21 protein-coding genes are annotated in these 23,002 nt (G+C 65.2%); 17 read left to right on the top strand and 4 right to left on the bottom strand.

Annotated elements, in window-relative coordinates; all coding sequences use genetic code 11:
- Positions 1-48 precede the first annotated feature (48 nt).
- The gene (locus M4578_RS09875; protein ID WP_258093281.1) at positions 49-543 is read right to left on the bottom strand and encodes a hypothetical protein; all 495 of its coding nucleotides are present in this window, start codon (positions 541-543) and stop codon (positions 49-51) included.
- A 22-nt stretch (positions 544-565) separates the two neighbouring features.
- Complete coding sequence (locus M4578_RS09870; protein ID WP_258093280.1) at positions 566-1,399, bottom strand: prephenate dehydratase; 834 nt, start codon at positions 1,397-1,399, stop codon at positions 566-568.
- Between the two features lie 127 nt (positions 1,400-1,526).
- Between M4578_RS09870 and M4578_RS09865 the strand changes: the two genes are divergently transcribed.
- The 6 genes from M4578_RS09865 (at position 1,527) to M4578_RS09840 (ending at position 9,678) form a co-directional block, all read left to right on the top strand.
- Positions 1,527-2,042 (top strand): c-type cytochrome, encoded by a 516-nt coding sequence (locus M4578_RS09865; protein ID WP_258093279.1) that lies wholly within the window; start codon positions 1,527-1,529, stop codon positions 2,040-2,042.
- 192 nt (positions 2,043-2,234) lie between these two features.
- A complete protein-coding gene (locus tag M4578_RS09860) occupies positions 2,235-4,127 on the top strand; it encodes an extracellular solute-binding protein (RefSeq protein WP_258093278.1) in 1,893 nt (630 codons plus the stop codon).
- 7 nt (positions 4,128-4,134) lie between these two features.
- Positions 4,135-5,217: a microcin C ABC transporter permease YejB gene (locus tag M4578_RS09855; protein WP_258093277.1), complete on the top strand. Its 1,083-nt coding sequence runs from the start codon at positions 4,135-4,137 to the stop codon at positions 5,215-5,217.
- Position 5,218: 1 nt separating this feature from the next.
- The gene (locus tag M4578_RS09850; protein ID WP_258093276.1) at positions 5,219-6,439 is read left to right on the top strand and encodes an ABC transporter permease; all 1,221 of its coding nucleotides are present in this window, start codon (positions 5,219-5,221) and stop codon (positions 6,437-6,439) included.
- Positions 6,436-8,028, top strand: a complete 1,593-nt coding sequence (locus M4578_RS09845) for an ABC transporter ATP-binding protein (protein WP_258093275.1) — start codon at positions 6,436-6,438, stop codon at positions 8,026-8,028. Before M4578_RS09850 ends, M4578_RS09845 begins: the two co-directional genes overlap by 4 nt.
- 90 nt (positions 8,029-8,118) lie before the next feature.
- A complete protein-coding gene (locus M4578_RS09840; protein ID WP_258093274.1) occupies positions 8,119-9,678 on the top strand; it encodes a radical SAM protein in 1,560 nt (519 codons plus the stop codon).
- Here M4578_RS09840 and hemN read toward each other — a convergent pair.
- Positions 9,660-11,015: an oxygen-independent coproporphyrinogen III oxidase gene (gene hemN, locus M4578_RS09835; protein WP_258093273.1), complete on the bottom strand. Its 1,356-nt coding sequence runs from the start codon at positions 11,013-11,015 to the stop codon at positions 9,660-9,662. The genes M4578_RS09840 and hemN overlap by 19 nt on opposite strands.
- Before the next feature lie 107 nt (positions 11,016-11,122).
- On the opposite strand from hemN, the gene fnrL reads away from it, so the two are divergent.
- A complete protein-coding gene (gene fnrL, locus M4578_RS09830) occupies positions 11,123-11,869 on the top strand; it encodes a transcriptional regulator FnrL (protein WP_258093272.1) in 747 nt (248 codons plus the stop codon).
- Between the two features lie 78 nt (positions 11,870-11,947).
- Positions 11,948-12,400: a MarR family winged helix-turn-helix transcriptional regulator gene (locus tag M4578_RS09825; RefSeq protein WP_258093271.1), complete on the top strand. Its 453-nt coding sequence runs from the start codon at positions 11,948-11,950 to the stop codon at positions 12,398-12,400.
- A gap of 59 nt (positions 12,401-12,459) precedes the next feature.
- Here the strand turns inward: M4578_RS09825 and M4578_RS09820 are convergent, their stop codons facing one another.
- Positions 12,460-13,299 (bottom strand): universal stress protein, encoded by an 840-nt coding sequence (locus tag M4578_RS09820; protein ID WP_258093270.1) that lies wholly within the window; start codon positions 13,297-13,299, stop codon positions 12,460-12,462.
- Between the two features lie 202 nt (positions 13,300-13,501).
- Here M4578_RS09820 and ccoN point away from each other — a divergent pair, with 202 nt between their 5' ends.
- The 9 genes from ccoN (at position 13,502) to ccoS (ending at position 22,955) form a co-directional block, all read left to right on the top strand.
- Positions 13,502-15,115, top strand: a complete 1,614-nt coding sequence (gene ccoN, locus M4578_RS09815; protein WP_258093269.1) for a cytochrome-c oxidase, cbb3-type subunit I — start codon at positions 13,502-13,504, stop codon at positions 15,113-15,115.
- 14 nt (positions 15,116-15,129) lie between these two features.
- On the top strand, positions 15,130-15,858 hold the full coding sequence (gene ccoO, locus M4578_RS09810) for a cytochrome-c oxidase, cbb3-type subunit II (RefSeq protein WP_258093268.1): 729 nt from the start codon (positions 15,130-15,132) through the stop codon (positions 15,856-15,858).
- A 10-nt stretch (positions 15,859-15,868) separates the two neighbouring features.
- Entirely contained in the window at positions 15,869-16,045 is a 177-nt protein-coding gene (locus tag M4578_RS09805) for a cbb3-type cytochrome c oxidase subunit 3 (RefSeq protein ID WP_258093267.1), read from the top strand.
- A gap of 11 nt (positions 16,046-16,056) precedes the next feature.
- The gene (gene ccoP, locus M4578_RS09800) at positions 16,057-16,950 is read left to right on the top strand and encodes a cytochrome-c oxidase, cbb3-type subunit III (protein ID WP_258093266.1); all 894 of its coding nucleotides are present in this window, start codon (positions 16,057-16,059) and stop codon (positions 16,948-16,950) included.
- Positions 16,951-17,702: 752 nt separating this feature from the next.
- Positions 17,703-18,590 carry a LysR substrate-binding domain-containing protein gene (locus M4578_RS09795; RefSeq protein ID WP_258093265.1) on the top strand — a complete coding sequence of 296 codons (888 nt, stop codon included), beginning with the start codon at positions 17,703-17,705 and terminating at the stop codon, positions 18,588-18,590.
- Positions 18,591-18,673: 83 nt separating this feature from the next.
- A complete protein-coding gene (gene ccoG / locus M4578_RS09790) occupies positions 18,674-20,107 on the top strand; it encodes a cytochrome c oxidase accessory protein CcoG (RefSeq protein ID WP_258093264.1) in 1,434 nt (477 codons plus the stop codon).
- Positions 20,107-20,571, top strand: coding sequence for a FixH family protein (locus tag M4578_RS09785; RefSeq protein WP_258093263.1), 465 nt, complete (start codon positions 20,107-20,109; stop codon positions 20,569-20,571). The genes ccoG and M4578_RS09785 overlap by 1 nt, the downstream gene beginning before the upstream one ends.
- A 4-nt stretch (positions 20,572-20,575) precedes the next feature.
- Positions 20,576-22,759: a heavy metal translocating P-type ATPase gene (locus M4578_RS09780; RefSeq protein WP_258093262.1), complete on the top strand. Its 2,184-nt coding sequence runs from the start codon at positions 20,576-20,578 to the stop codon at positions 22,757-22,759.
- Between the two features lie 34 nt (positions 22,760-22,793).
- On the top strand, positions 22,794-22,955 hold the full coding sequence (gene ccoS, locus M4578_RS09775) for a cbb3-type cytochrome oxidase assembly protein CcoS (RefSeq protein ID WP_076701937.1): 162 nt from the start codon (positions 22,794-22,796) through the stop codon (positions 22,953-22,955).
- The last annotated feature ends 47 nt before the right edge of the window (positions 22,956-23,002 follow it).

Raw genomic sequence — 23,002 nt, 5'->3', positions numbered from 1 at the left:
ACCGGCCGCGCCTAAGGCGCGCCCGGTTCGGTTTTCAGCGCCTTGCCGTCACTGCGGCGGCAGGGCCCCGTCGCGCCGGGCGACCAGCAGCGACAACGCATCGGCCAACGGCTTGGTATCGCGGCCGGCGGTCACCCCGCCCACGGCCACCCGGCGCCCGAGGCGCCACCAGAGCCCCGGCTGCCAGGCTGCGGTGCCCGGCGTCCGGAGCTGGATGAGAAAACCGTTCGAGGGCTTCATCGCGAACATCGAACGGTCGACCCGGGCGATCTCGTCGATCCGCGCCAGTACCGCGCCCGTGCTGTCGCAAAGCGCCTCTTCCGTCAGCAGCAGCTCGCGCCCGGTCGAGCGCCACATGACCTGCGCCAGCCAGAGCGCCGCCGCCCCCAGCAGAATCAGGAACCCCTGCCAAAGCACCGTCGCGGGCGGTTCGGCCACCGCGAGCCAAAGCAGCAGCGCCCCGAGCAGCCCCAGCGTGCCCACGCCGATCACCCGCCGCGCCCCGGTGGCCCGCACCCGTGCGAGAATCTCCGTGTCGTGCATCTTCAGCCCCCTTCGCCCGGGATCAGTCGCGCCGCGGATCGCGCGGATAGACCCCCAGGATTTCGAGTTTCTCGGTGAAGTAGTCCAGCTCCTCCAGCGCGCGCCGCACCGCCGGATCGTCGGGATGCCCCTCGATATCCGCATAGAACTGCGTCGCGGTGAACGAGCCGTCGGCCATATAGCTTTCCAGCTTGGTCATGTTCACGCCATTGGTCGCGAAGCCGCCCATCGCCTTGTAAAGCGCGGCCGGAATGTTGCGCACCTGAAAAATGAAGGTGGTCATCATGCCATGATCGCCCCGGCGCGAGAAATCGGCCTCTTCCCCCATGATCAGGAAGCGCGTGGTGTTATGCGCGTGATCCTCGATATGCTGGGCCAGGATTTCGAGCCCGTAGGTCTCGGCGGCAAGATCGGATGCCAGAACCCCGATCTCGCGCGTCTGCTCCGCCGCCAGCTCCGCCGCCGCGCCGGCGCTGTCCGCCGCCGCCTCGCCGATGATGCCGTATTGCGACAGAAAGCTCGCCGCCTGGGGAATCAGCACCAGATGCGCGCGCACCTTCTCCAGCTCTTCCAGCTTCACGCCCGGCAGCGCCATCAGGCTGATATGCACCCGGACAAAGGCCTCATCGAGAATTTTCAGCCCGCTTGCGGGCAGCAGGCGGTGAATGTCGGCAACCCGGCCATAGGTGGTGTTTTCCACCGGCAGCATGGCCAGCCGCGCCTCGCCCGAGCGCACCGCGGCGATCACATCTTCGAAAGTGTGACAGGGCAGCGCCTCCATGTCGGGACGCGCCTCGCGGCATGCCTGATGCGAGTAAGCCCCTGGTTCCCCCTGGAAAGCGATGCGGTTGGTCATGGTCTCTTCCGTTTCATTTTCGCCGCAAGAACCCTTGCGCGCGGTTGGTCGCGGCTTCTATACCTTGCCAGACGGCAAGGGAAGCCGTAGACACCCGCGCGACGGACATCTTTGGGACACGCGACACATGCTTGACACGATGACGATTACCAAGGCGGTGGGCGGCGTTTGCGGCGCTCTCCTGATTTTCCTGCTCGGCAACTGGGTCGGCACCTCGCTTTACAGCATGGGTGGCGGACATGGCGGCGAACAGGTTGCCTCTTACGTGATCGACACCGGCGGCGACGGCGGCGCGGCAGAAGAAGAAGCGCCGATGGATTTCGCCACGCTGATGGCCTCCGCCGATGCCGCGAAGGGCGAGAAGGTGTTCGGCAAGTGCCGCGCCTGCCACAAGATCGACGGTTCGAACGCCACCGGTCCGCATCTGGACGGCGTGGTTGGCCGCGCCATCGACGCGGTGGACGGCTTCGGCTATTCCGGCGCGCTGCTGCAGGTCGGCGACACCTGGACCCCGGAAAACCTCTTCCACTTCCTGGAAAACCCCAAGGGTGCGGCCCCGGGCACGATCATGAGCTTCGCCGGCCTGAAGAAACCCGCCGACCGCGTGAACCTGATCGCCTATCTGGACAGCCTCGGCGGCTGATCCGGCGTACCGCCTCGTATACGAAAGGGCCGCGGCAAACCGTGGCCCTTTTCGATTCCGGCGCCCCGGCACAAGGCACAATCGCGCACGTTCACGTAAACTCTAGCAAACATCGCTTGAATGTGGACGCTCCGCGCTCTTAGCTTAACGCAAACGGCAGAGACCCAAAGGCCGCCATTCAGGGGAGACCATATGAACCGGACGACGTCCCGCGCCGCCAGCTTCCGACCCGCCCGCCTCTTCGGCACCGCCGCTCTTGCCCTGGGCCTCGCGCTCGCGGCCCCCGCGGCATTCGCCCAGGACGGCGACAAGATCCTCACAGCGCATGGCGTCTCGTCCTTCGGCGAGCTCAAATACCCGCCGGACTTTCCCTATTTCGACTATGTGAACCCCGACGCCCCCAAGGGCGGCGAGATGTCGACCTGGGCCTTCGGCACCTTCGACAGCCTCACCCCCTATATCCTCAAGGGCAACGCGGCCTCGATGTCCTCGGTCTTCTACGACAGCCTGCTGACCGGCACACTGGACGAACCCGACACCATGTACGGGCTGGTCGCCGAAAGCGTCGAATACCCCGAAAGCCGCGAATGGATCACCTTCCACATGCGGCCCGAGGCGATGTTCCGGGACGGCACGCCGCTCACCGCCGAGGATGTGGTGTTTTCCTTCGAGATCCTGGTGGAAAAGGGTCTGCCCAGTTTCAAGGTGCAGTTCAAGGACATCCTCAAGGCCGAGGCGTTGGACGCACATACGGTGAAATTCACCTTCAACCCGGATGGCCCGCTGCGCGAGCTGCTGATGACCGCCGGTGGCCTGCCGATCTTTTCCAAGGCCTATTACGAGACCCGCGATTTCGCCGAAAGCAGCCTGGAACCGCCGATGGGCTCGGGCCCCTATGAGTTGCTGAGCGTCGATCCGGGCCGGTCGGTCGCCTACAAGCGGCGCGAGGATTACTGGGCCAAGGATCTGCCGGTCAGCATCGGGTCGAACAATTTCGACGTGCTGCGGGTGGAGTATTTCGCCGATTACACCACCGCCTTCGAAGCCTTCAAGGGCGGCGCCTATACCTATCGCGAGGAGTTTCTCTCCAAGCTCTGGGCGACGGGCTACGATTTCCCCGCCATCGCCGAAGGCCATGTGAAGGTCGAAGACCTGCCCGACGGGCGCCCCGCCGGCACCCAGGGGTTCTTTTACAACATGCGCCGCGAGAAGTTTCAGGATCCCCGCGTGCGTGAGGCCATCGGCATGGCCTTCAACTTCGAATGGTCGAACGAGAGCCTGTTCTACGGGCTCTACGAGCGCACCGATAGCTTCTGGGAGAACTCCCCCACGCTTCAGGCCGAAGGGATGCCCTCGGAGGCGGAGCTGGCGCTGCTGGAACCGATCCGCGCCTATATCCCCGAGACGGTCTTCACCGAACCGGCCTTTGTGCCCGCCACCTCCAGCGCGACCGAGCTGGCCGACCGCCGCACGCTGCGCCAGGCCGGGCGGCTGCTGTCCGATGCCGGCTGGGAGGTCGGCGACGACGGGTTCCGCTACAAGGACGGCGCGCGGCTGACCATCGAGGTGCTGAACGACAGCCCCAGCTTCGAGCGGATCATCAACCCCTATATCGAGAATCTCAAACGGCTTGGCATCGAGGCCAAGGCCAACCGGGTCGATGCCGCCGAGGCGCAGGAGCGCGAGAAGAATTTCGAATACGACATCGTCACCCAGCGCTTCGCCATGAGCCAGACACCGGGCGACGAGCTGCGCTCGGTCTTCGGCTCCGAAACCGCGGATGTGCCGGGCTCGGCCAATGTGGCAGGGCTGAAGAACGAAGGGGTCGATACGCTGATCCGCGTCATCGCCGATGCCAAGAGCCGCGAAGAGCTGACCACCGCCGTTCACGCGCTCGACCGGGTGCTGCGGGCGATGCATATCTGGGCGCCGCAATGGTACAAGGGCGTGCACAACATCGCCTATCTCGACCTCTACGATCGGCCCTATACCGACACCCCGCCGCCCTATGGGCTGGGGGTGATGTCGCTGTGGTGGTGGAACGAGGACAAGGCCGCCAAGCTGCGCGCCGAAGGAGCGCTGTAAGCCGGCCATGGGCGCCTATATCCTAAGACGACTGCTGCTCATCATTCCCACGCTGCTGGGGATCATGATCATCAACTTCACCCTGGTGCAATTTGTCCCCGGCGGTCCCATCGAGCAGATCATCGCCCAGATGCAGGGTCAGGGCGATGTGTTCGAGGGCTTTGCGGGCGGCGGCGGCGAGGTTGCCTCGGGCGGCGGCGGGTCCGACGACTATGCCGGCGCGCGCGGGCTGCCGCCGGATTTCATCGCCGAGCTGGAAAAGGAATTCGGCTTCGACAAGCCGCCGGTCGAACGCTTCTTCGGAATGCTGTGGAATTACATGCGGCTCGATTTCGGCGAGAGCTATTTCCGCTCGATCTCGGTCATCGACCTGGTGCTCGAGAAGATGCCGGTGTCGATCTCGCTGGGGCTCTGGTCGACGCTGATCGCCTATATCGTCTCGATCCCGCTGGGCATCCGCAAGGCGGTGAAGGATGGCAGCGCCTTCGACACCTGGACGAGCGGAGCCATCATCGTGGCCTATGCCATCCCCGGCTTCCTCTTCGCCATCCTGCTGCTTGTACTGTTTGCGGGCGGCTCCTACTGGCAGATCTTCCCGCTGCGGGGGCTCACCTCTGACAATTGGGACAGCCTGAGCTGGCCCATGAAGATCGCCGACTATTTCTGGCATATCACACTGCCGGTGGTCGCCTCGACCATCGCAGCCTTCGCCACGCTGACGCTGCTGACCAAGAACAGCTTTCTCGACGAGATCAAGAAACACTACGTCATGACCGCCCGCGCCAAGGGGCTGACCGAACGGCGGGTGCTTTACGGCCATGTCTTCCGCAATGCCATGCTGATCGTCATCGCGGGCTTTCCGGCGGTGTTCATCGGCGTGTTCTTCTCGGGCTCGCTGATCATCGAGACGATCTTCTCGCTCGACGGTCTTGGGCGGCTCGGCTTCGAGGCGGCGGTGGCGCGCGATTACCCGGTGATCTTCGGCACGCTCTTCATCTTCGGGCTGATCGGGCTGGTGGTCGGAATCCTCTCGGATCTGATGTATGTGATCGTCGATCCGCGCATCGACTTCGAAAAGCGGGAGGGCTGAGATGAGCTACGAGCCCGATCCCTACCGCACCGATGACGGCCGCGAGGGCGGAGGAGGCATCCGCCCCCAGCCCGAGCCGGGAATCTCCGTCGAGCCCCAGCCGAAACCCGGCCGCTTCGCGCTCTCGCCGCTGAACCGGCGCCGCTGGCGCAACTTCCGCCGCAACGGCCGCGCCTTCTGGTCGCTGGTGATCTTCCTGATCCTCTTTGTCGCCTCGCTCTTTGCCGAATTCATCGCCAACGACAAACCGATCCTAGTCAGCTATCGCGGCGAGCTGCGCATGCCGATCTTCCAGTTCTACCCGGAAACGGCCTTCGGCGGCGATTTCCGCACCGAGGCGGTCTATCGCGACCCCGAGGTGCAATGCCTGATCCGCACCGGCGGGCTCGAGACCTGTTTCGACGATCCCGACGGGCTGATGGAAGCGGTCGACCAGGGCATGGTTCTCGAGGGCGATTTCCGGAAGGGATGGATGGTCTGGCCGCTCATCCCCTACAGCTTCAACACGCCCGTCGACCGCCCCGGCGCCGCCCCCCTGCCCCCCAACGCGCAGAACTGGCTCGGCACCGACGACACCAAGCGCGACGTGGCCGCGCGGGTCATCTACGGCTTCCGCCTGTCGATCCTCTTCACTCTGATCGTGACGGTCTGCGCCTCGCTCATCGGCGTCGTCGCCGGCGCGCTCCAAGGCTATTTCGGCGGCTGGCTCGACCTCATCTTCCAGCGGGTGATCGAGATCTGGTCGGCCACGCCCTCGCTTTACGTGATCATCATCCTCTTCGCGATCCTCGGGCGCAGCTTCTGGCTGCTGGTGATCCTCACCGTGCTCTTCGGCTGGACCGCGCTTGTCGGTGTGGTGCGGGCCGAGTTCCTGCGCGCGCGCAACCTCGAATATGTGCGCGCGGCCAAGGCGCTGGGTGTGTCGAACATGACGATCATGTTCCGCCACATGCTGCCCAACGCCATGGTGGCCACGCTGACCATGCTGCCCTTCATCGTCACCGGCACGATCTCGACGCTGGCCGGGCTCGACTTCCTCGGCTTCGGCCTGCCCTCCTCGGCGCCGTCGCTGGGGGAGCTGACGCTTCAGGCCAAGCAGAACCTGCAAGCCCCCTGGCTCGCCTTCACCGCCTTCACCGTCTTCGCGCTGATGCTCTCCCTGCTGGTCTTCATCTTCGAAGGCGTGCGCGATGCCTTCGACCCGAGAAAGACCTTCTCATGACTGCGCTTCTGGAGGTCAAAAACCTCGCCGTCAGCTTTTCCCAGGACGGCAAGCTGAGCCGTGCCGTCAAAGGCGTGAGCTTCACCCTCGAAAAAGGCGAGACGCTGGCGCTGGTGGGCGAAAGCGGCTCGGGCAAATCCGTGACCGCGCTCTCCACCGTCTCGCTGCTGGGCGATGCCGCGCGGGTCGAGGGCTCTGTCCTCTATAAAGGGAGGGAGATGATCGGCGCGCCCGACAAGCTGCTACGCCAGGTGCGGGGCAATGACATCAGCTTCATCTTTCAGGAGCCGATGACCTCGCTCAACCCGCTGCACACGCTCGAAAAGCAGCTTGGCGAAAGCATTGCGCTGCACCAGGGGCTGACCGGCGACAAGGCCCGCGCCCGGATCGTGGATCTGCTGACCAAGGTGGGCATCCGCGATCCCGAAAGCCGCCTGTCGGCCTATCCGCACCAGTTGTCCGGCGGGCAGCGGCAGCGGGTGATGATCGCCATGGCCCTCGCCAACGGGCCCGATCTGCTGATCGCCGACGAACCCACCACCGCGCTCGACGTGACGATTCAGGCGCAAATCCTCGAGCTGCTGGCCGAGCTGAAGCAATCCGAGGATATGAGCCTGCTGTTCATCACCCATGACCTGAACATCGTGCGCAAATTCGCCGACCGGGTCTGCGTGATGAAAAACGGCGAGATCGTCGAACAGGGCAAAACCGCCGAGATCTTCGGCAACCCGCAGCACGCATATACCCAGATGTTGATTTCGGCCGAAAGCACCGGCCTGCCCGACCCGGTGGCACCGCAGGCGGAAGAGATCGCGCGGGCCGACAATCTCAAGATCTGGTTCCCGATCCAGCGCGGCTTCCTGAAAAAGACCGTGGGCTATGTGAAGGCGGTGAACGACGCCAGCTTTGCCGTGCGCGCGGGCGAAACCGTGGGCATCGTGGGCGAGAGCGGTTCGGGCAAGACGACGCTGGCGCTGGCGGTGATGCGGCTCATCGGGTCTGAGGGCGGCATCACCTATCGCGGGCAGGATGTGCGCGGCTGGTCCACGCGGCAGTTGCGGCGGCTGCGCTCGGAAATGCAGATCGTGTTTCAGGATCCGTTCGGCTCGCTCTCCCCGCGCATGACCTGCGAACAGATCATCGCCGAGGGGCTGGGCGTGCACGGCTCGCCCGATGGCAAACCCACAGCCCAGGCGGTGGAGGAGGTGATGCGCGAGGTGGGGCTCGACCCGGCGACCAAGCACCGTTACCCGCACGAGTTCTCGGGCGGGCAGCGCCAGCGCATCGCGATTGCGCGCGCCATGGTGCTGCGGCCCCGGCTGGTGGTTCTGGACGAACCGACCTCGGCGCTGGACATGACCGTTCAGGTGCAGATCGTGAACCTGCTGCGCGAGCTGCAACGCAAATACGATCTGGCCTATCTGTTCATCAGCCACGACCTCAAGGTCGTGCGTGCCATGAGCCACAAGGTCATCGTGATGAAACAGGGCGATGTGGTCGAGATGGGCGACGCCACCGAGATCTTTGCGGCGCCGAAATCGGAATACACGCAAAAGCTGTTTTCCGCAGCTTTCTCTATCGCCATCTGACAGACCCCGCGTTAGGTTGAGGACTCGCGGTGGGGTTTGACGTGTTTCCCATGTCGCAGTGTTTGACCTCGGGTATCTGGGAGACAGCCCATGATGGATGGTGCCGCCGGGCTTTCTGGATTGCAGCAAAAGCTCAACCGGCGTGACACCGCGCCGAGCGCGTCCATGCTGCCTTCGGACAGCAACCGCTACCGCTGCCCCTGGATCGAGGGCAGCCTGACGATTTTGGCGGACGGGAATGTCACCTGCGGGCTCGACGATCCGCATTCGCTGCGCAGCTTCGGCAATGTCAACGACCAGAGCCTGACCGAAATCTTCGCCAACCCGGAGTTCACCCGCCTACAGCAAGGGCTGGCGCAGGGGCGACGCTGCGCCGAGTGCCAGCTCTATCAGCCGATGCCGGAGGACAGGCCGTCGCCCCGCCCCGCGCTGCCCCGCGCGCTGATCGTGGAATCGACCATTCGCTGCAACCTGCGCTGCCCCAACGCCGCCTGCATCCCCAACAACGCCGCCGAGATCCGCACGCGCGACTCCGAGGATCTTGACCGTGGCGCCCTGCAACGTCTCGTCGCCGAAGCCGCCCCCGCTCTGGAAGAGGTCTATTTCTTCAACTACGGCGACCCGTTCCTGCATCGCGAGGCGGTCGAGATGGTCGCCGACATCCGCGCCGCCTGCCCCGACGTGCGGATCGTCACCAGCACCAACGGCATCCCGCTTGCCGGGCAGCGCGCGGAAAAGCTCGTCGCGGCAGGGCTGGACAACATCGTCTTCACGATCAGCGGCATGCGGCAGGAAAGCTATGAGAAATACCATGTGCGCGGCCGGCTGGCGACCGCGCTCAAGGGGCTGCGCCGGGTGGCCGAGGCGCGCCGCGCCGCCGGGGCCGCGCGCCCCGAGATCGTGTGGCGCTATCTCGTGCACCGCTGGACCGACGACCCGGAAGAGATCACCGAGGCCATCGCCCTGGCGGAAGAGCTGGGGATCGACGAGCTGTCGTTCTACATCACCCATATTCCCGAGGGCGCGCATTCCTACCGCATGGCCCCCGGCACGCCGCAATATCACCGCTTCGAGACGCGGCTGGCGGTGGCCCATGGCTACAATGTGCCGGCGCTGCCTCCCAACGGTCTGTTCCCGCTCGAGGTCATGCCGCATTTCGGCCCGTGCCGCTGGACCGGCTGGCGCGCCGTCACCTGGGCGGCCGCCGAAGGCGACACGGTGCGCGTCTGGCTGGCGACCAACCAGCCCTCGGTCGAAAACGGCACGCGGCTGGTCCGGCTGCGGCTGCCCTGGGGCGCGGTGGTCGAAACCGAGCTGCCCTATTGCAAATGGGGCGAACTGCGCATCCCCCGCCCCGCCTCGCGCCGGGGGCGCACGGTGGAACGGGTGGAAATCCTCGTGCCGGAGCCCTGGTTCCCGATCGACGAGACCGGCTCGGAGGACACGCGCTGCCTGGGGGTTCTGACCACGACCACCGCCTCGCCGCGCTCGCCCCTGCCGCGCATAGCGCTGCCCTGCAAGCCGGCCTCGCTGCCCGCCCGCTACGCGTTCCGCAAGGCGTTTCGCCACGCGCTGCTGACGGAAACGCCCGAAGCCGCGGCCTCGGGCGAGTTCCTGCGCTGGAAACCCGATCAGATCGCCGAGGAATGACCCGCCTTGGAGAGATCGTAGGCGTCGAAGCTGCGGGCGACCATCCGGGTCAGCGCACGCGCCGCCGGCGGGATGAAAAGCCCGTCCTCGGTCACCTCAAGAAGCCCCTCGAACGCGTCGTTGACCTGCGAGAACATCGCCTGAAGCTCGGAAGCCGCAATGCCGTAATCGCGCGTCAGTTCCGCGGCCCGGATGCGGAAATCGCACATGAGCATCTCGATCATCCGCGCCCGCAGCCGGTCGTCGCCGCGGAAGGCATGGCCGCGCGCCGTCGAGAACCGCCCCTCGCGGATCGCCGCGGTGTAGGCCGAGGTCGCCGGCGCGTTCTGCGCATAGCCCTGCGGGAATTTCGAGATCGACGAGGCGCCCAGCCCGATCAGCACGTCGGAGGTGTCGTCGGTATAACCCTGGAAATTGCGCCGCAGCTTGCCGGTCTTCTGCGCGATGGCCAGCCCGTCGTCGGGCGTGGCGAAATGGTCGATGCCGATCTCGGCATAGCCGTCCCAGACAAACAGCCGCCGCGCGGTCTCGAACAGGTCCAGCCGTTCGGCAGGCGTCGGCAGCGCGTCGGCGGGGATCATCTGCTGGCGCTTGGCCATCCACGGCACATGCGCATAGCCGTAAAGCGCCACCCGGTCGGGGGCGAAAGACAGCAGCTTCTGCACCGTCTCGGTGATCCGCGCGCGGTTCTGATGCGGCAGACCGTAGAGAATATCGGCATTGAGGCTCGCCACCCCACGCTCGCGGATCATCTCGACCGCGGCACGGGTCACGTCATAGCTCTGCGGTCGGCCGATGGTTTCCTGGATCTGCTCGTCGAAATCCTGCACCCCGATGGAGGCGCGGTTCATGCCGCCGGCGGCCAGCACGTCCAGCCGCTCGCCGTCGATCTCGTTCGGGTCGATCTCGACCGAGAATTCCGCATCCTCGGCGAAATCGGCCACCTCGGCCACCTTGTCGATCAACCCGCGCATCAGATCCGGCGACAGCAGGGTCGGCGTGCCGCCGCCCCAATGCAGCCGCGACAGCCTGACCCCGCGCGGGAGATGCGCCTTCAGGAGATCCAGCTCGGATTTCAGCGTCTCGACATAGGTTTCGACCGGTGCCAGCGTCGAGGTGCCCTGCGTCCGGCAGGCGCAGAACCAGCACAATCTGCGACAGAAAGGCACGTGCAGGTACAGCGAAATCGTGCCAGTTTCCGGCACCGCTTCGATCCAGGAGGCAAACTCCCCCGGGCTCACCGCATTCGAGAAATGCGGCGCGGTCGGATAACTGGTGTACCGGGGCACTTTCGCGTCGAAGAGCCCCAGGCGGGAGAGTTGTTTTCGCGTGATCATGCGCATACACTTAGAAAGGCGCGAGGGTTGAAACTTTGACCCAGATCAAGAGTACAGCCGGCAAGCCGGTGATTTGGGTGGCCCGCTAACAGGACTGTGAACATACTATGCTGAACGAACGCAGCCTCACCATCTCGCAGGAATGCGCCGATTGCCCGATCCGGCATCGCGCCGTCTGTGCCCGCTGCGAATCCGACGAGCTCGAGCGACTCGAGGAAATCAAGTATTACCGCAAGTTCGAAGCCGGACAGACGGTGATCTGGTCCGGCGACCGGATGGATTTCGTGGGCTCGGTGGTGTCGGGAATCGCGACGCTGACGCAGACCATGGAAGACGGGCGCACCCAGATGGTGGGCCTGCTGCTGCCCAGCGATTTTGTCGGCCGTCCGGGCCGCACCTCGGCCGCCTATGACGTGGTGGCGACGACCGATCTGGTGATGTGCTGCTTCCGCAAATCCCCTTTCGAAGAGATGATGCGCCAGACCCCGCATATCGCCCAGCGCCTGCTGGAGATGACGCTGGACGAGCTGGATGCCGCGCGCGAATGGATGCTGGTTCTGGGTCGCAAGACCGCGCGCGAAAAGATCGCCTCGCTGCTGTCGATCATCGCGCGGCGCGATGCCTCGATCAACATGCGCACCGCCACCGGCACGCTGGTCTTCGACCTGCCGCTGACGCGCGAGGCCATGGCCGATTACCTCGGGCTGACGCTGGAAACCGTCAGCCGGCAGATCTCGGCGCTGAAAAAGGACGGGGTGATCGAGCTCGAGGGCAAGCGCCACGTCACCATCCCCGACATGACCCGCCTGCTGGACGAGGCCGGCGACGATTCGGATGGCGGCCTCTTCGCCTGATCCTGGCGGCCTTGCCATGGGCGGCATCGCGGCCCGCGATGCCTCCCCTTCCCGCCGGCGCACAGGGCCCTTCCCGGAATGACAGACGCGCTGGACCCGGAGCTGCCCCTCTCCACCACGCTCGAGGTGCGCGACCGCTGCCTGTGCCTCCAGGTCCAGCGCGCCGCGCGGCAACTGGCCCGGCGCTTCGACACGGCGCTGAAGCCGCTGGGGCTGACCAACGGGCAGTTCTCGATCCTGATGTCGCTCAACCGTCCCGAGCCGCCGCGCATTTCGGACCTGGCGCCCTTCCTGGCGATGGACCGCACCACGCTGACCGCCGCCTTCAAGGTGCTGGAGCGGCGCGGGCTGGTGGAAAGCCTGGCCGACCGCCACGATCGACGCAACCGCAGGCTGCGGCTGAGCCTCGCCGGGCGCGACCTGCTGAAACGCGCCGTGCCGGTCTGGCGGGCGGAGCACGACGCGCTGGATGCGGCGCTGGCCGGCATCGACCTGCAAGCGCTGCGCGCCGCCCTTGCGGCGATCGGATAAGAAAGCGGCGCCCGAAGGCGCCGCAAGTTGCGAACGATGGAGAAACGTCTAGTGCCCGGTCAATGGGCGAGGAACACCGGCACGTCGGCCTGTTCCAGCATGTTGCGCGTCGCGCCGCCCAGGATCGCCTCGCGGAACCGCGAATGGCCATAGGCGCCCATCACGATCATGTCGGCGTTCACGTCCTGCACATGCCGCCGCAGCACGTCGGACACGCGCGGCATGGTTTTCGACAACACGTCGATCTCGGCCTTCACGCCGTGACGCGACAGGTATTGCGACAGCGCCCCGCCCGGATCCGAGCGGTTCGGACCGTGTTGCGGCGGGTCGATCACCGCCACATGCACGTTGTCCGCGCCCTTCAGCAGCGGCAGTGCCGCCCGCACCGAGCGCAGCGCCTCGTTGCTCTCGTTCCAGCCGATGACCACCCGCGACGGGGCCGCCTTCGGCGCCACAGAATCAGGCACCACCAGCACCGGCGTCTGACCTTCGAACAGCGCGCCCTCGGTCACCGGCTCCAGCTCTACCCCATGTTCCTTGCCATAGGGTTTCGGCAGCACCACCAGATCGGCAAAACGCGCCCGCCCGGCCACATGACGACCGATATCGGCAAGCTGCGCGACGCCTTCCTCGACCGACCAGCGGCCCTCGGTCCGGCCCAGCGCCTCGCGGGCGAGCCCTGCGAGCTTTTCGGCATCCGCCGTGGCCCGGCTGATTGTTTCCTGCAATATCATGGCGTTGGCACCGGCGTAGTAATAGCCAGTCTGGGTCCTGTCGACGCCGAAGCACAGCACGTCGAGATGCGCATCCCACCCCTCGGCGATCGCGGCCGCATGGTCGATCGTCGGCTGGGTCAGCGCTTCATCCGTCACAACCGTCAAAATCGTTTTGTAGCCCATGGTTCTCGTCTCCTCAGGTAGTCGCTCATTCCCCCACACTCTATGCCTGCGCGAATGGACGCACTTTGACAATGGTCAATGGTCTGGCAGGAAAGCCTTGATACAGATCAAGGAGTAGGGGCAGGCTTATGCCCATTAACCGGACAGTCTAAAACCGCCCACATGGCACACGAATCGTGTGGGTAAGACGAAGGGACGAACAATGATCAACTATATCAAGCTCATCGTGCTTGGTGTGATCGCGGTATTTGCGCTGATCGCAGCCAATTATGCACGAGATGTGGCTTACATGGTTCATGCCATCATCATCTTTTTGGTGGCTGCAGGCATGTTCCTGTGGACCTTGCGCCGCACCGATGAACCCGTACCAGCCGCGGTCGCCCAGAAGTCGTATCTCGACGGCGTCGTGCGCGCCGGTGTGATCGCAACCTGCTTTTGGGGCGTTATCGGCTTCGCGGCCGGTGTCTATATCGCCTCGCAGCTCGCCTTCCCGGTGCTCAACTTCGACTGGGCCCAGGGCTATCTGAACTTTGGCCGGCTGCGCCCGCTGCACACCTCGGCGGTGATTTTCGCCTTTGGCGGCAATGCGCTGATTGCGACCTCGTTCTACGTGGTCCAGCGGACCAGCGCCGCGCGCCTCTGGGGCGGCAACCTCGCCTGGTTCGTGTTCTGGGGCTACCAGCTCTTCATCGTGATGGCCGCCACCGGCTACCTGCTGGGCGCCACCCAATCCAAGGAATACGCCGAACCCGAATGGCTGACCGACTGGTGGCTGACCATCGTCTGGCTCGCCTATCTCGCGGTCTTCATCGGCACCATCGTGAAGCGGAAAGAACCCCACATCTACGTGGCCAACTGGTTCTATCTGTCCTTCATCATCACCGTCGCCATGCTGCACGTCTTCAACAACCTGTCGATCCCGGTCTCGATCTGGGGTTCCAAATCGGTGCAGGTGTTCTCGGGCGTGCAGGATGCCATGACGCAATGGTGGTACGGCCATAACGCGGTGGGCTTCTTCCTGACCGCAGGCTTCCTCGGCATGATGTATTACTTCGTCCCGAAACAGGCCGAACGTCCGGTGTTCTCCTACAAGCTGTCGATCGTGCACTTCTGGGCGCTGATCTTCATCTATATCTGGGCCGGCCCGCACCACCTGCACTACACCGCCCTGCCCGACTGGGCCTCGACCCTCGGCATGGTGTTCTCGATCATCCTGTGGATGCCCTCCTGGGGCGGCATGATCAACGGCCTGATGACCCTCTCGGGCGCCTGGGACAAGCTGCGCACCGACCCCATCATGCGGATGCTGGTGATCTCGGTGGGCTTCTACGGCATGTCCACCTTCGAAGGCCCGATGATGTCGATCCGCGCGGTGAACTCGCTGTCGCACTACACCGACTGGACCATCGGCCACGTCCACTCCGGCGCTCTGGGCTGGAACGGCATGATCACCTTCGGCGCGCTTTACTTCCTCGTGCCCAAGCTCTGGAACCGCGAGCGGCTCTATTCGCTGTCGATGGTCTCCTGGCACTTCTGGCTCGCCACCATCGGCATCGTGCTCTACGCGGCGTCCATGTGGGTGACCGGCATCATGGAAGGCCTGATGTGGCGTGAAGTGGATGCGAACGGCTTCCTGGTGAACTCCTTCGCCGACACCGTCCGCGCCAAGTTCCCGATGTATGTGGTGCGTGCCCTCGGCGGCGGCCTCTACATCACCGGTGCGCTCATCATGTGCTACAACCTCTGGATGACCGTGAAACGTTCGCCGGCTGTCGAAGCCGACGCCGCCGCGGCTCACGCCACCCCGGCCGAATAAGGAGGGCCGAGACTATGGGAATTCTCGACAAACACGGTGTTCTTGAACGGAACATCACGCTGCTGTCGATCTTCGCCTTCCTCGTGGTGACGGTGGGTGGCCTGGTGCAGATCGTGCCGCTTTTCTACCTCGAAAACACCATCGAAGAGGTGGAGGGCATGCGTCCCTACACGCCGCTCGAACTGGCGGGGCGCGACATCTACATCCGCGAGGGCTGCTATGTCTGCCACTCGCAGATGGTCCGCCCGATGCGCGACGAGGTGGAGCGTTACGGCCACTACTCGCTGGCGGCGGAATCGCAATACGACCACCCGTTCCAGTGGGGCTCGAAGCGGACGGGGCCCGACCTCGCCCGCGTCGGCGGCCGCTACTCGGACGAATGGCACGTGGATCACCTGCGCAACCCGCAATCGGTGGTGCCGGAATCGGTCATGCCGAAATACGGTTTTCTCGAAGCCAAGCTGATCGACGGCGAGTACATCCAGGACCTGATGAAAACGCACAAGTTCCTGGGCGTGCCCTATACCGACGAGATGATCGAAGCCGGGCATGAGGACTTCCTCTCGCAATCCGACCCGGACAGCGATTATGACGGGCTGCTGGAGCGTTATGGCGAAACCGCCAATGTGCGCAACTTCGACGGTCAGCCGGGGATCTCGGAACTGGATGCGCTGATCGCCTATCTGCAGATGCTGGGCACGCTGGTCGATTTCTCGACCTTCGAGCCGGATGCGAGCCGCTGAGGGCCGCGTGATGGGACATGAAACCTATAACGCGCTTCGGCATTTCGCAGACAGCTGGGGTCTGCTGGCCATGTTCGTCTTTTTCGTCGGCGTCATCGTCTGGGCGTTCCGCCCGGGCAGCCGCAAGACCTACAAGGACGTGGCCGACATCCCCTTCCGGCATGAAGACAAACCCGCCCAGGACTGAGGAGACGGGACATGAGTGACAACAACAAGAAGAACGACGATCTCGACTACGAGACGACGGGCCATTCCTGGGACGGCATTCAGGAATACAACAAGCCGCTCCCGAAATGGTGGCTAATGGTCTTCTACGCCTGCATCATCTGGGGCGTGGGCTATTCCATCGCCTTCCCGGCCTGGCCGGGCATCAAAACCGCGACGGCCGGCCTGCTGGGCTGGTCGACCCGCGGCAATGTGGAGCAGGCGATCAAGGACCACGAGGCCGAACTGGCGCCGATCAACGAGCGGCTCGCCTCGGTCGAGCTGACCGCGATCACCAGCGACCCGGAGCTGAACACCTACGCGCTGAACGCCGGCGCCGCGGTGTTCCGCACCTGGTGCGCCCAGTGCCACGGCTCGGGCGCGGCCGGTGCCAAGGGCTACCCCAACCTGCTGGACGACGACTGGCTCTGGGGCGGCACGATCGAGGACATCCACTACACGGTGACCGCAGGGATCCGGAACGAGGACACGGATGTGGACTACATCCGCCAGTCCGCGATGCCGGCCTTCGGGCGTGACGAGTTGCTGAGCGACGAAGAGATCAACCAGGTTGTGAACTTCGTCATGACGCTCTCGGGCGAAGAGCCGCAGAATGCGTCGCTGGTCGAGGCCGGTGCCGAGGTGTTCGACATCAACTGCGCGTCCTGCCACGGCGCCGACGGCACCGGCGACCGCTTCCAGGGCGCGCCGAACCTGACCGATGCGATCTGGCTCTATGGCGGCGACTTCAACACGCTGCACGACACCGTGTTCAACGCCCGCTACGGCATCATGCCGCCGATGGGCGGCGCCGATCTGAGCGAGGCGGAAATCCGCGCCGTGGCGACCTATGTCCACGGCCTGGGCGGGGGCGAGGCTTCGGAGTAAGCCCCCCCAAAAAGAACACCTTCGGGCCGCAAGGCCCGGAGGCCGGCGCCGGTGCCCCATCCTGTTCGCGCGTTTCCAGGGGCACCGGCGTTTTTTATTGGCTCCCACAGGAGCCTGACCTTTGAGGGATAGGGCAGCTTAAGGCGCAGATTTGCGCTGGATCAAGAGCGCCCGCGCGAAAACACACCAAATCGTGACTCTTTCGGGCGCCTTTTGTCGTTTAGGGCCGCTGCAATGCGCTTCGCGCGTCATTGCCCAAAGCGCCGAAGCCTCCCTCTATCCCCGCGCCTCTGGCCCGGAAACAAGCCGAAGGCGCCGGGCCCAGCGGCGGCCCGTCCCTGCGGGCTGCCGCTTTGGTGACGACAGCGCGTGGCTTCGAGATCCTTCGGATTTGGTTGGGATAAAGTGAAGAATTCGGGAAGTCACTACGGCATCCCACGGGCCGCCGCTGGGCCTGCCTCGCGTTGTGCATGCGGCTTGGTCATACAGGCCTTTTCCTCCTCACAACCACGCCGCCACACCCTCAACGCCGAGGCCCCCGCTTGCCATGCATTGGCACCGGTTCATCACGCCGCATCCCGTGCGTCGGCGGTGTCCAGCGCGCCTCTGTACGGGCGGCCGTCATGAAAGTTTTTGCATAGATCCCAAGCATCGCGCATCTCCTGAACAATCGCATTCCTTGAAAGAAATATTGACCGAAACGCCCTTTCGAGCGAGTCAGGAAAAATGCGACAATGTAAGGAAATCTAACATTGGACTGGTCCGCCCTGCCGCCGCTCTCCGCCCTGCGCGCCTTTGCCGCCTATGCCGGCAGCGGTTCCGTTGCAGAGGCGGGCCGCGCGCTGAACGTCAGCCACGCGGCGATCAGCCAGCAGATCCGCAACCTCGAAACCCATCTCGGCACCACCCTGCTCGACCGCAGCAAGCGGAAGATGCATCTCACGCCCGAGGGCGACCGCCTCGCCGCGGCGCTGGCCGAGGGGTTCGGCACCATCCTCAACGCCACAAACGAGCTGACTGGCCGCGACGCCGACCGGCCGCTGGAAATCTCGGCCACCCCCGGCTTTGCCGCCACCTGGCTGATGCCCCGCCTGCCGAGCTTTCGCGCCCACCATCCCGAGATCAGCCTGACCATCGACCCGTCCGCCACGCTCCGCACTCTGGAGCCCGGCGGGCTCGACGTGGCGATCCGCTATGGCAACGGCGACTGGCCCGGTCTGGAAAGCCATCTGCTTGTCCGCTCGCCCATCGCCGTGGTCGCCGCCACCGATCTGGTCGGCGACCGCGAGATCACCACCCCCGCAGACCTGCGCCCCTTTCCCTGGTTGCAGGAGCTGGGCACCAACGAGGCCACCGACTGGTTCGCGGAATACGGCGTCGAGCACGACCGCAGCCTCGGCCTCACCGCCCTGCCCGGCAATTTGATGATCGAGGCCGCGCGGCAGGGTCAGGGCGTCGCCATCACCGCAAGGCTGTTCGCCGAGCCGGACATTGCAGCGGGCCGGCTGCGCATTCTCTTCGAAGACGGGCGCAAGAAGGGCTATTTCCTCGTTACCCGTCCCGGCGTCTCCCGTCCGCCCCTGCGGCACTTCGTAACGTGGTTGCGGCGAGAGGCTGCAAAACCTTCATCGGGGATGTAATTATTGATGCAGGTCAATGTTGCCGCAACCTTGCGGCGCGAAAAGGGCCCGCAACAGGCAACCTGACACCGGAGCGATTCCCCGTGGCTGATACCGAGACTCCCGCCCCCTCCCTTTACGAAGCACGCGAACCGATCTTCCCCCGGCGGGTGAGCGGGAAATTCCGCAATCTCAAGTGGGTGCTGATGGCCGTCATGCTGGGCATCTACTACATCACCCCCTGGCTCCGCTGGGATCGCGGACCGGAACTGCCCGATCAGGCGGTGTTGCTGGACCTCGCCGGGCGGCGGTTCTTCTTCTTCATGATCGAGATCTGGCCGCATGAATTCTATTTCGTCGCGGGCCTTCTGGTGATGGCGGGGCTCGGGCTCTTCCTCTTCACCTCGGCGCTGGGACGGGTCTGGTGCGGCTATGCCTGTCCGCAGACCGTCTGGACCGATCTTTTCATTCTGGTCGAACGCTGGATCGAAGGCGACCGCAACGCCCGCCTGCGTCTGCATCGGCAGAAGAAATGGGATTTCCGCAAGTTGCGGCTGCGGATCACCAAATGGGTCGCCTGGTTCCTGATCGCGCTGGCCACCGGCGGCGCCTGGGTGTTCTATTTCACCGACGCGCCGACGCTGCTGCACAATCTCGTCACCGGTCAGGCCCATGCGGTGGCCTACACGACCATCCTCATCCTCACCGCCACGACCTTTGCCTTCGGCGGTTTCGCCCGCGAACAGATCTGCATCTACGCCTGCCCCTGGCCGCGGATCCAGGCCGCGATGATGGACGAAGACACGCTGACCGTCGGCTATCGCGACTGGCGCGGCGAGCCGCGCGGCAAGCACCGCAAGGGCGAAGGCGCCGACCAGCTCGGCGATTGCATCGACTGCCGCGCCTGCGTGAACGTCTGCCCGATGGGGATCGACATCCGCGACGGCCAGCAGCTCGCCTGCATCACCTGCGCGCTCTGCATCGACGCCTGCGACGACGTCATGGAAAAGATCGGCAAGCCGCGGGGCCTTATCGACTATCTCGCGCTTTCCGACGAGGATCGCGAGCGCGGTGGCAGCACCCCCCGCCCGGTCTGGAAGCACGTCTTCCGCCCGCGTGTCATCCTCTACACCGCGCTCTGGTCGCTGGTGGGCATCGGTCTGGTCTTTGCGCTCTTCATGCGCCCCGAGATCGAGATGACCGTCGCCCCGGTTCGCAACCCGACTTTCGTGGTGCTCTCCGACGGGTCGATCCGCAACACCTATGACGTGCGCCTGCTCAACAAGCACGGCGAGGCCCGGCCCTTCGAACTGTCGCTCACTGGCAGCGACAATCTGAGCCTGTCGCTCGAAGGCGAGGACGATATGGTGGTGGACGTGCCCGCCAACGAGACCTATCTCCAGCGGGTCTATGTCACGGCGCCGAAAGGGACCGAAGAGGCCCAGGACGAACGTACCTCGTTCAGCCTCTGGGTCGAGGATCTGACCAACGGCACCAAGGCAGAGAACGACACGGTCTTCAACGGACGGGATAACTGATGGCTACCAAGGAACGCAGGCTCACCGGCTGGCATGTGCTGGCGATTTTCGTGGGCGCTTTCGGCGTGATCATCGGGGTCAATCTCGCGCTGGCCTATAACGCCATCGCGACCTTCCCCGGGCTCGAGGTCGACAACTCCTACGTCGCCAGCCAGACCTTCGACAAGCGCCGCGAGGCGCAGGAGGCCCTGGGCTGGACGGTCGAGACCAGCCATGACGCCGGCCATGTGGTGCTCGCGATCACCGACGAGAAAGGCTACCCGGTGCAGCCTGCCAGGCTCTCGGCCAAGATCGGGCGCACCACCAACGTCAAGGACGACCACGAGCCCGATTTCCGCTTCGACGGGCGGGCCTATGTGGCCGAGGACGCGCTGGCGCCCGGCTACTGGAATGTCTGGCTGAACGCCGAGGCTTTCGACGGCACGCTCTTCCAGCAGCGCCTGGAACTTTACGTCAAGGAGTGACGACATGACCGCAGCCATGCGCCCGCAGGTCTCGGCCTGCCCCGCCTGTTCCGCCGCCCCCGCCGCCGAGGCGCTGGCGGCGCAGGACCCCTCGGACGCGCATGTGGTCCTGTCGCTGCCAACGATCCACTGCGCCAATTGCATGCGCGCGGTGGAAACCGCTCTGAACGAGACGCCGGGCGTGCGATCCGCCCGCGTCAACCTGACGATGAAGCGGGTCAGCATCGAGGCCGATCCGGGCCTCGACGCATCGGATTTCATCCCAGTGGTCGAGGGCGCCGGTTACGAGGCGCATGAGCTCGACACCGGCGCTCTGGCTGCCACCAAGACCGACAAGGCCGGGCGCGACCTGCTGATGCGGCTGGCGGTCGCGGGCTTTGCCATGATGAATGTCATGCTGCTGTCGATCTCGGTCTGGTCCGGTGCCGAGGGGCCGACCCGCGACATGTTCCACTGGATCTCGGCCGCGATCACCCTTCCGGTGATCGCCTTTTCCGGTCAGATCTTTTTCCGCAACGCCTGGGGCGCGCTGAAAGCGGGCCGCCTGAACATGGATGTGCCGATCTCGCTGGCGATCCTGCTGGCGGTGGCGACCTCGCTCTGGGAGACCTCGCTTTCGGGCGAGCACGCCTATTTCGACGCCGCCATCGCGCTCACCTTCTTCCTGCTGACCGGCCGCTATCTCGACCACCGCACCCGCTCCATCGCGCGCTCCGCCGCCGAGGAGCTGGCGGCGCTGGAAGTGCCCCGCGCCTGGCGCATGACCGAGGACGGCGAGGAACAGGTCTCCGTCGCCGATCTGGCGGTGGGCGATCTGCTGCGCGTGCGCCCCGGCGGACGGATGCCCGTCGATGGCGAGATCACCGAAGGCCAGTCCGAACTCGACCGCTCCCTGCTCACCGGCGAGACGCTGCCCGTCTTCGCAGCCCCCGGCACACGCGTGAGCGCGGGCGAGGTCAACCTCACCGGCCCGCTGGTGGTGCGCGCCACCGCCGTGGGCCGCGAGACCTCGCTGCACCGCATGGCCGATCTGGTGGCGGTGGCCGAATCCGGCCGGGCCAATTACACGCCGCTCGCCGACAAGGCCGCCAAGCTCTACGCGCCGGGCGTGCATATCCTCTCCGCCTTGGCGTTCATCGGCTGGTTCCTCTACACGCAGGATTTCCGCGTCGCGCTGAACATCGCCGCCGCCGTGCTGATCATCACCTGCCCCTGCGCGCTGGGTCTGGCCGTACCGGCGGTGACCACCGCCGCTTCCGGCAGGCTCTTCAAGAAGGGCCTGCTGATCAAGGACGGCACCGCGCTGGAACGGCTCTCCCAGGTCGATACGGTGGTCTTCGACAAGACCGGCACGCTGACCGCAGGCGCGCCCGAGGTCACCAATACCGGCGATTTCACCCGCAACGATCTGGAAATCGCGCTGGCGCTGGCCGAGGGCTCCTCGCATCCGCTGTCCGCCTCGCTGACCGCCACACTGCGCACCGCCGGGATCAAACCCGCCACGCTGAGCGAAGCCGAAGAGGTGCCGGGCTACGGTACGCAAGCCGTGTGGCGCGGCCAGCAGGTGCGGCTGGGCCGCGCGGCCTGGGTCGGCGGCGGGCAGTCCGACGTGACCTCGGCCTGGCTGCGCGTGGGCGAAGGCCCGGCGCAGGTCTTCACCTTCACCGACAGCTTGCGTGATGGCGCCGAAGAGGCGGTGCGCGCGCTGGTCGAGAGCGGCAAACGCGTGATCCTGATGTCCGGCGACACCACCCGCGCGGTGGAAACCCTGGCAGACCGGCTGGGCATCCCGCAATGGATCGCCGAGGCGCTGCCGCAGGACAAGGCGGCACGGATCAAGGCGCTCTCCGACGAGGGCCGCCATGTGCTGATGGTGGGCGACGGGCTCAACGACACGGCGGCGCTCGCCAGCGCCCATGTCTCGATCTCCCCCGCCTCGGCACTGGATGCCGCCCGCGTCGCCTCGGACATCGTGCTGCTGGGCAATTCGCTGGCCCCGGTGCCCGACGCCATCGGCACCGCCAGCCGCGCCACCAAACGCATCCGCGAGAATTTCGGCATCGCCACCTGGTACAATGTCATCGCCGTGCCGCTGGCCATCGCGGGATTGTGTTCGCCGCTGATCGCCGCATTGGCCATGTCGGCCTCCTCGATTACAGTGTCGCTGAACGCCCTGCGGCTGCGCTGACCCGGCGCGGCCCCGGATAGGGAAAGAGACCCGAATGAACATCCTGCTCTACCTGATCCCGATTTCGCTGTTCCTCGGCGGCATGGGCCTGCTGTTCTTCGTGATCACCGTGCGGACAAAGCAATACGACGACCCCGAGGGCAACGCCCAGCGCATCCTCTCGGGGCAGTACGACGACGCCCCGAAACAGGACTGAACCTCGACAGGGCGCGCCTGCGTCGCCGATCGTATTTGCGTATTTGG

It is taken from the genome of Salipiger pentaromativorans (assembly GCF_024721115.1).
GTDB lineage: Bacteria > Pseudomonadota > Alphaproteobacteria > Rhodobacterales > Rhodobacteraceae > Salipiger > Salipiger pentaromativorans.
Note: the sequence above shows the minus strand (reverse complement) of the source record. Positions and strands in the feature narration are given on the sequence as shown.

Excerpts from the sequence above, each read along its gene's own strand:
- M4578_RS09875 (WP_258093281.1), bottom strand. The coding sequence starts at position 543 with ATGCACGACACGGAGATTCTCGCACGGGTGCGGGCCACCGGGGCGCGG.
- M4578_RS09870 (WP_258093280.1), bottom strand. The coding sequence starts at position 1,399 with ATGACCAACCGCATCGCTTTCCAGGGGGAACCAGGGGCTTACTCGCAT.
- M4578_RS09865 (WP_258093279.1), top strand. The coding sequence starts at position 1,527 with ATGCTTGACACGATGACGATTACCAAGGCGGTGGGCGGCGTTTGCGGC.
- M4578_RS09860 (WP_258093278.1), top strand. The coding sequence starts at position 2,235 with ATGAACCGGACGACGTCCCGCGCCGCCAGCTTCCGACCCGCCCGCCTC.
- M4578_RS09855 (WP_258093277.1), top strand. The coding sequence starts at position 4,135 with ATGGGCGCCTATATCCTAAGACGACTGCTGCTCATCATTCCCACGCTG.
- M4578_RS09850 (WP_258093276.1), top strand. The coding sequence starts at position 5,219 with ATGAGCTACGAGCCCGATCCCTACCGCACCGATGACGGCCGCGAGGGC.
- M4578_RS09845 (WP_258093275.1), top strand. The coding sequence starts at position 6,436 with ATGACTGCGCTTCTGGAGGTCAAAAACCTCGCCGTCAGCTTTTCCCAG.
- M4578_RS09840 (WP_258093274.1), top strand. The coding sequence starts at position 8,119 with ATGATGGATGGTGCCGCCGGGCTTTCTGGATTGCAGCAAAAGCTCAAC.
- hemN (WP_258093273.1), bottom strand. The coding sequence starts at position 11,015 with ATGATCACGCGAAAACAACTCTCCCGCCTGGGGCTCTTCGACGCGAAA.
- fnrL (WP_258093272.1), top strand. The coding sequence starts at position 11,123 with ATGCTGAACGAACGCAGCCTCACCATCTCGCAGGAATGCGCCGATTGC.
- M4578_RS09825 (WP_258093271.1), top strand. The coding sequence starts at position 11,948 with ATGACAGACGCGCTGGACCCGGAGCTGCCCCTCTCCACCACGCTCGAG.
- M4578_RS09820 (WP_258093270.1), bottom strand. The coding sequence starts at position 13,299 with ATGGGCTACAAAACGATTTTGACGGTTGTGACGGATGAAGCGCTGACC.
- ccoN (WP_258093269.1), top strand. The coding sequence starts at position 13,502 with ATGATCAACTATATCAAGCTCATCGTGCTTGGTGTGATCGCGGTATTT.
- ccoO (WP_258093268.1), top strand. The coding sequence starts at position 15,130 with ATGGGAATTCTCGACAAACACGGTGTTCTTGAACGGAACATCACGCTG.
- M4578_RS09805 (WP_258093267.1), top strand. The coding sequence starts at position 15,869 with ATGGGACATGAAACCTATAACGCGCTTCGGCATTTCGCAGACAGCTGG.
- ccoP (WP_258093266.1), top strand. The coding sequence starts at position 16,057 with ATGAGTGACAACAACAAGAAGAACGACGATCTCGACTACGAGACGACG.
- M4578_RS09785 (WP_258093263.1), top strand. The coding sequence starts at position 20,107 with ATGGCTACCAAGGAACGCAGGCTCACCGGCTGGCATGTGCTGGCGATT.
- M4578_RS09780 (WP_258093262.1), top strand. The coding sequence starts at position 20,576 with ATGACCGCAGCCATGCGCCCGCAGGTCTCGGCCTGCCCCGCCTGTTCC.
- ccoS (WP_076701937.1), top strand. The coding sequence starts at position 22,794 with ATGAACATCCTGCTCTACCTGATCCCGATTTCGCTGTTCCTCGGCGGC.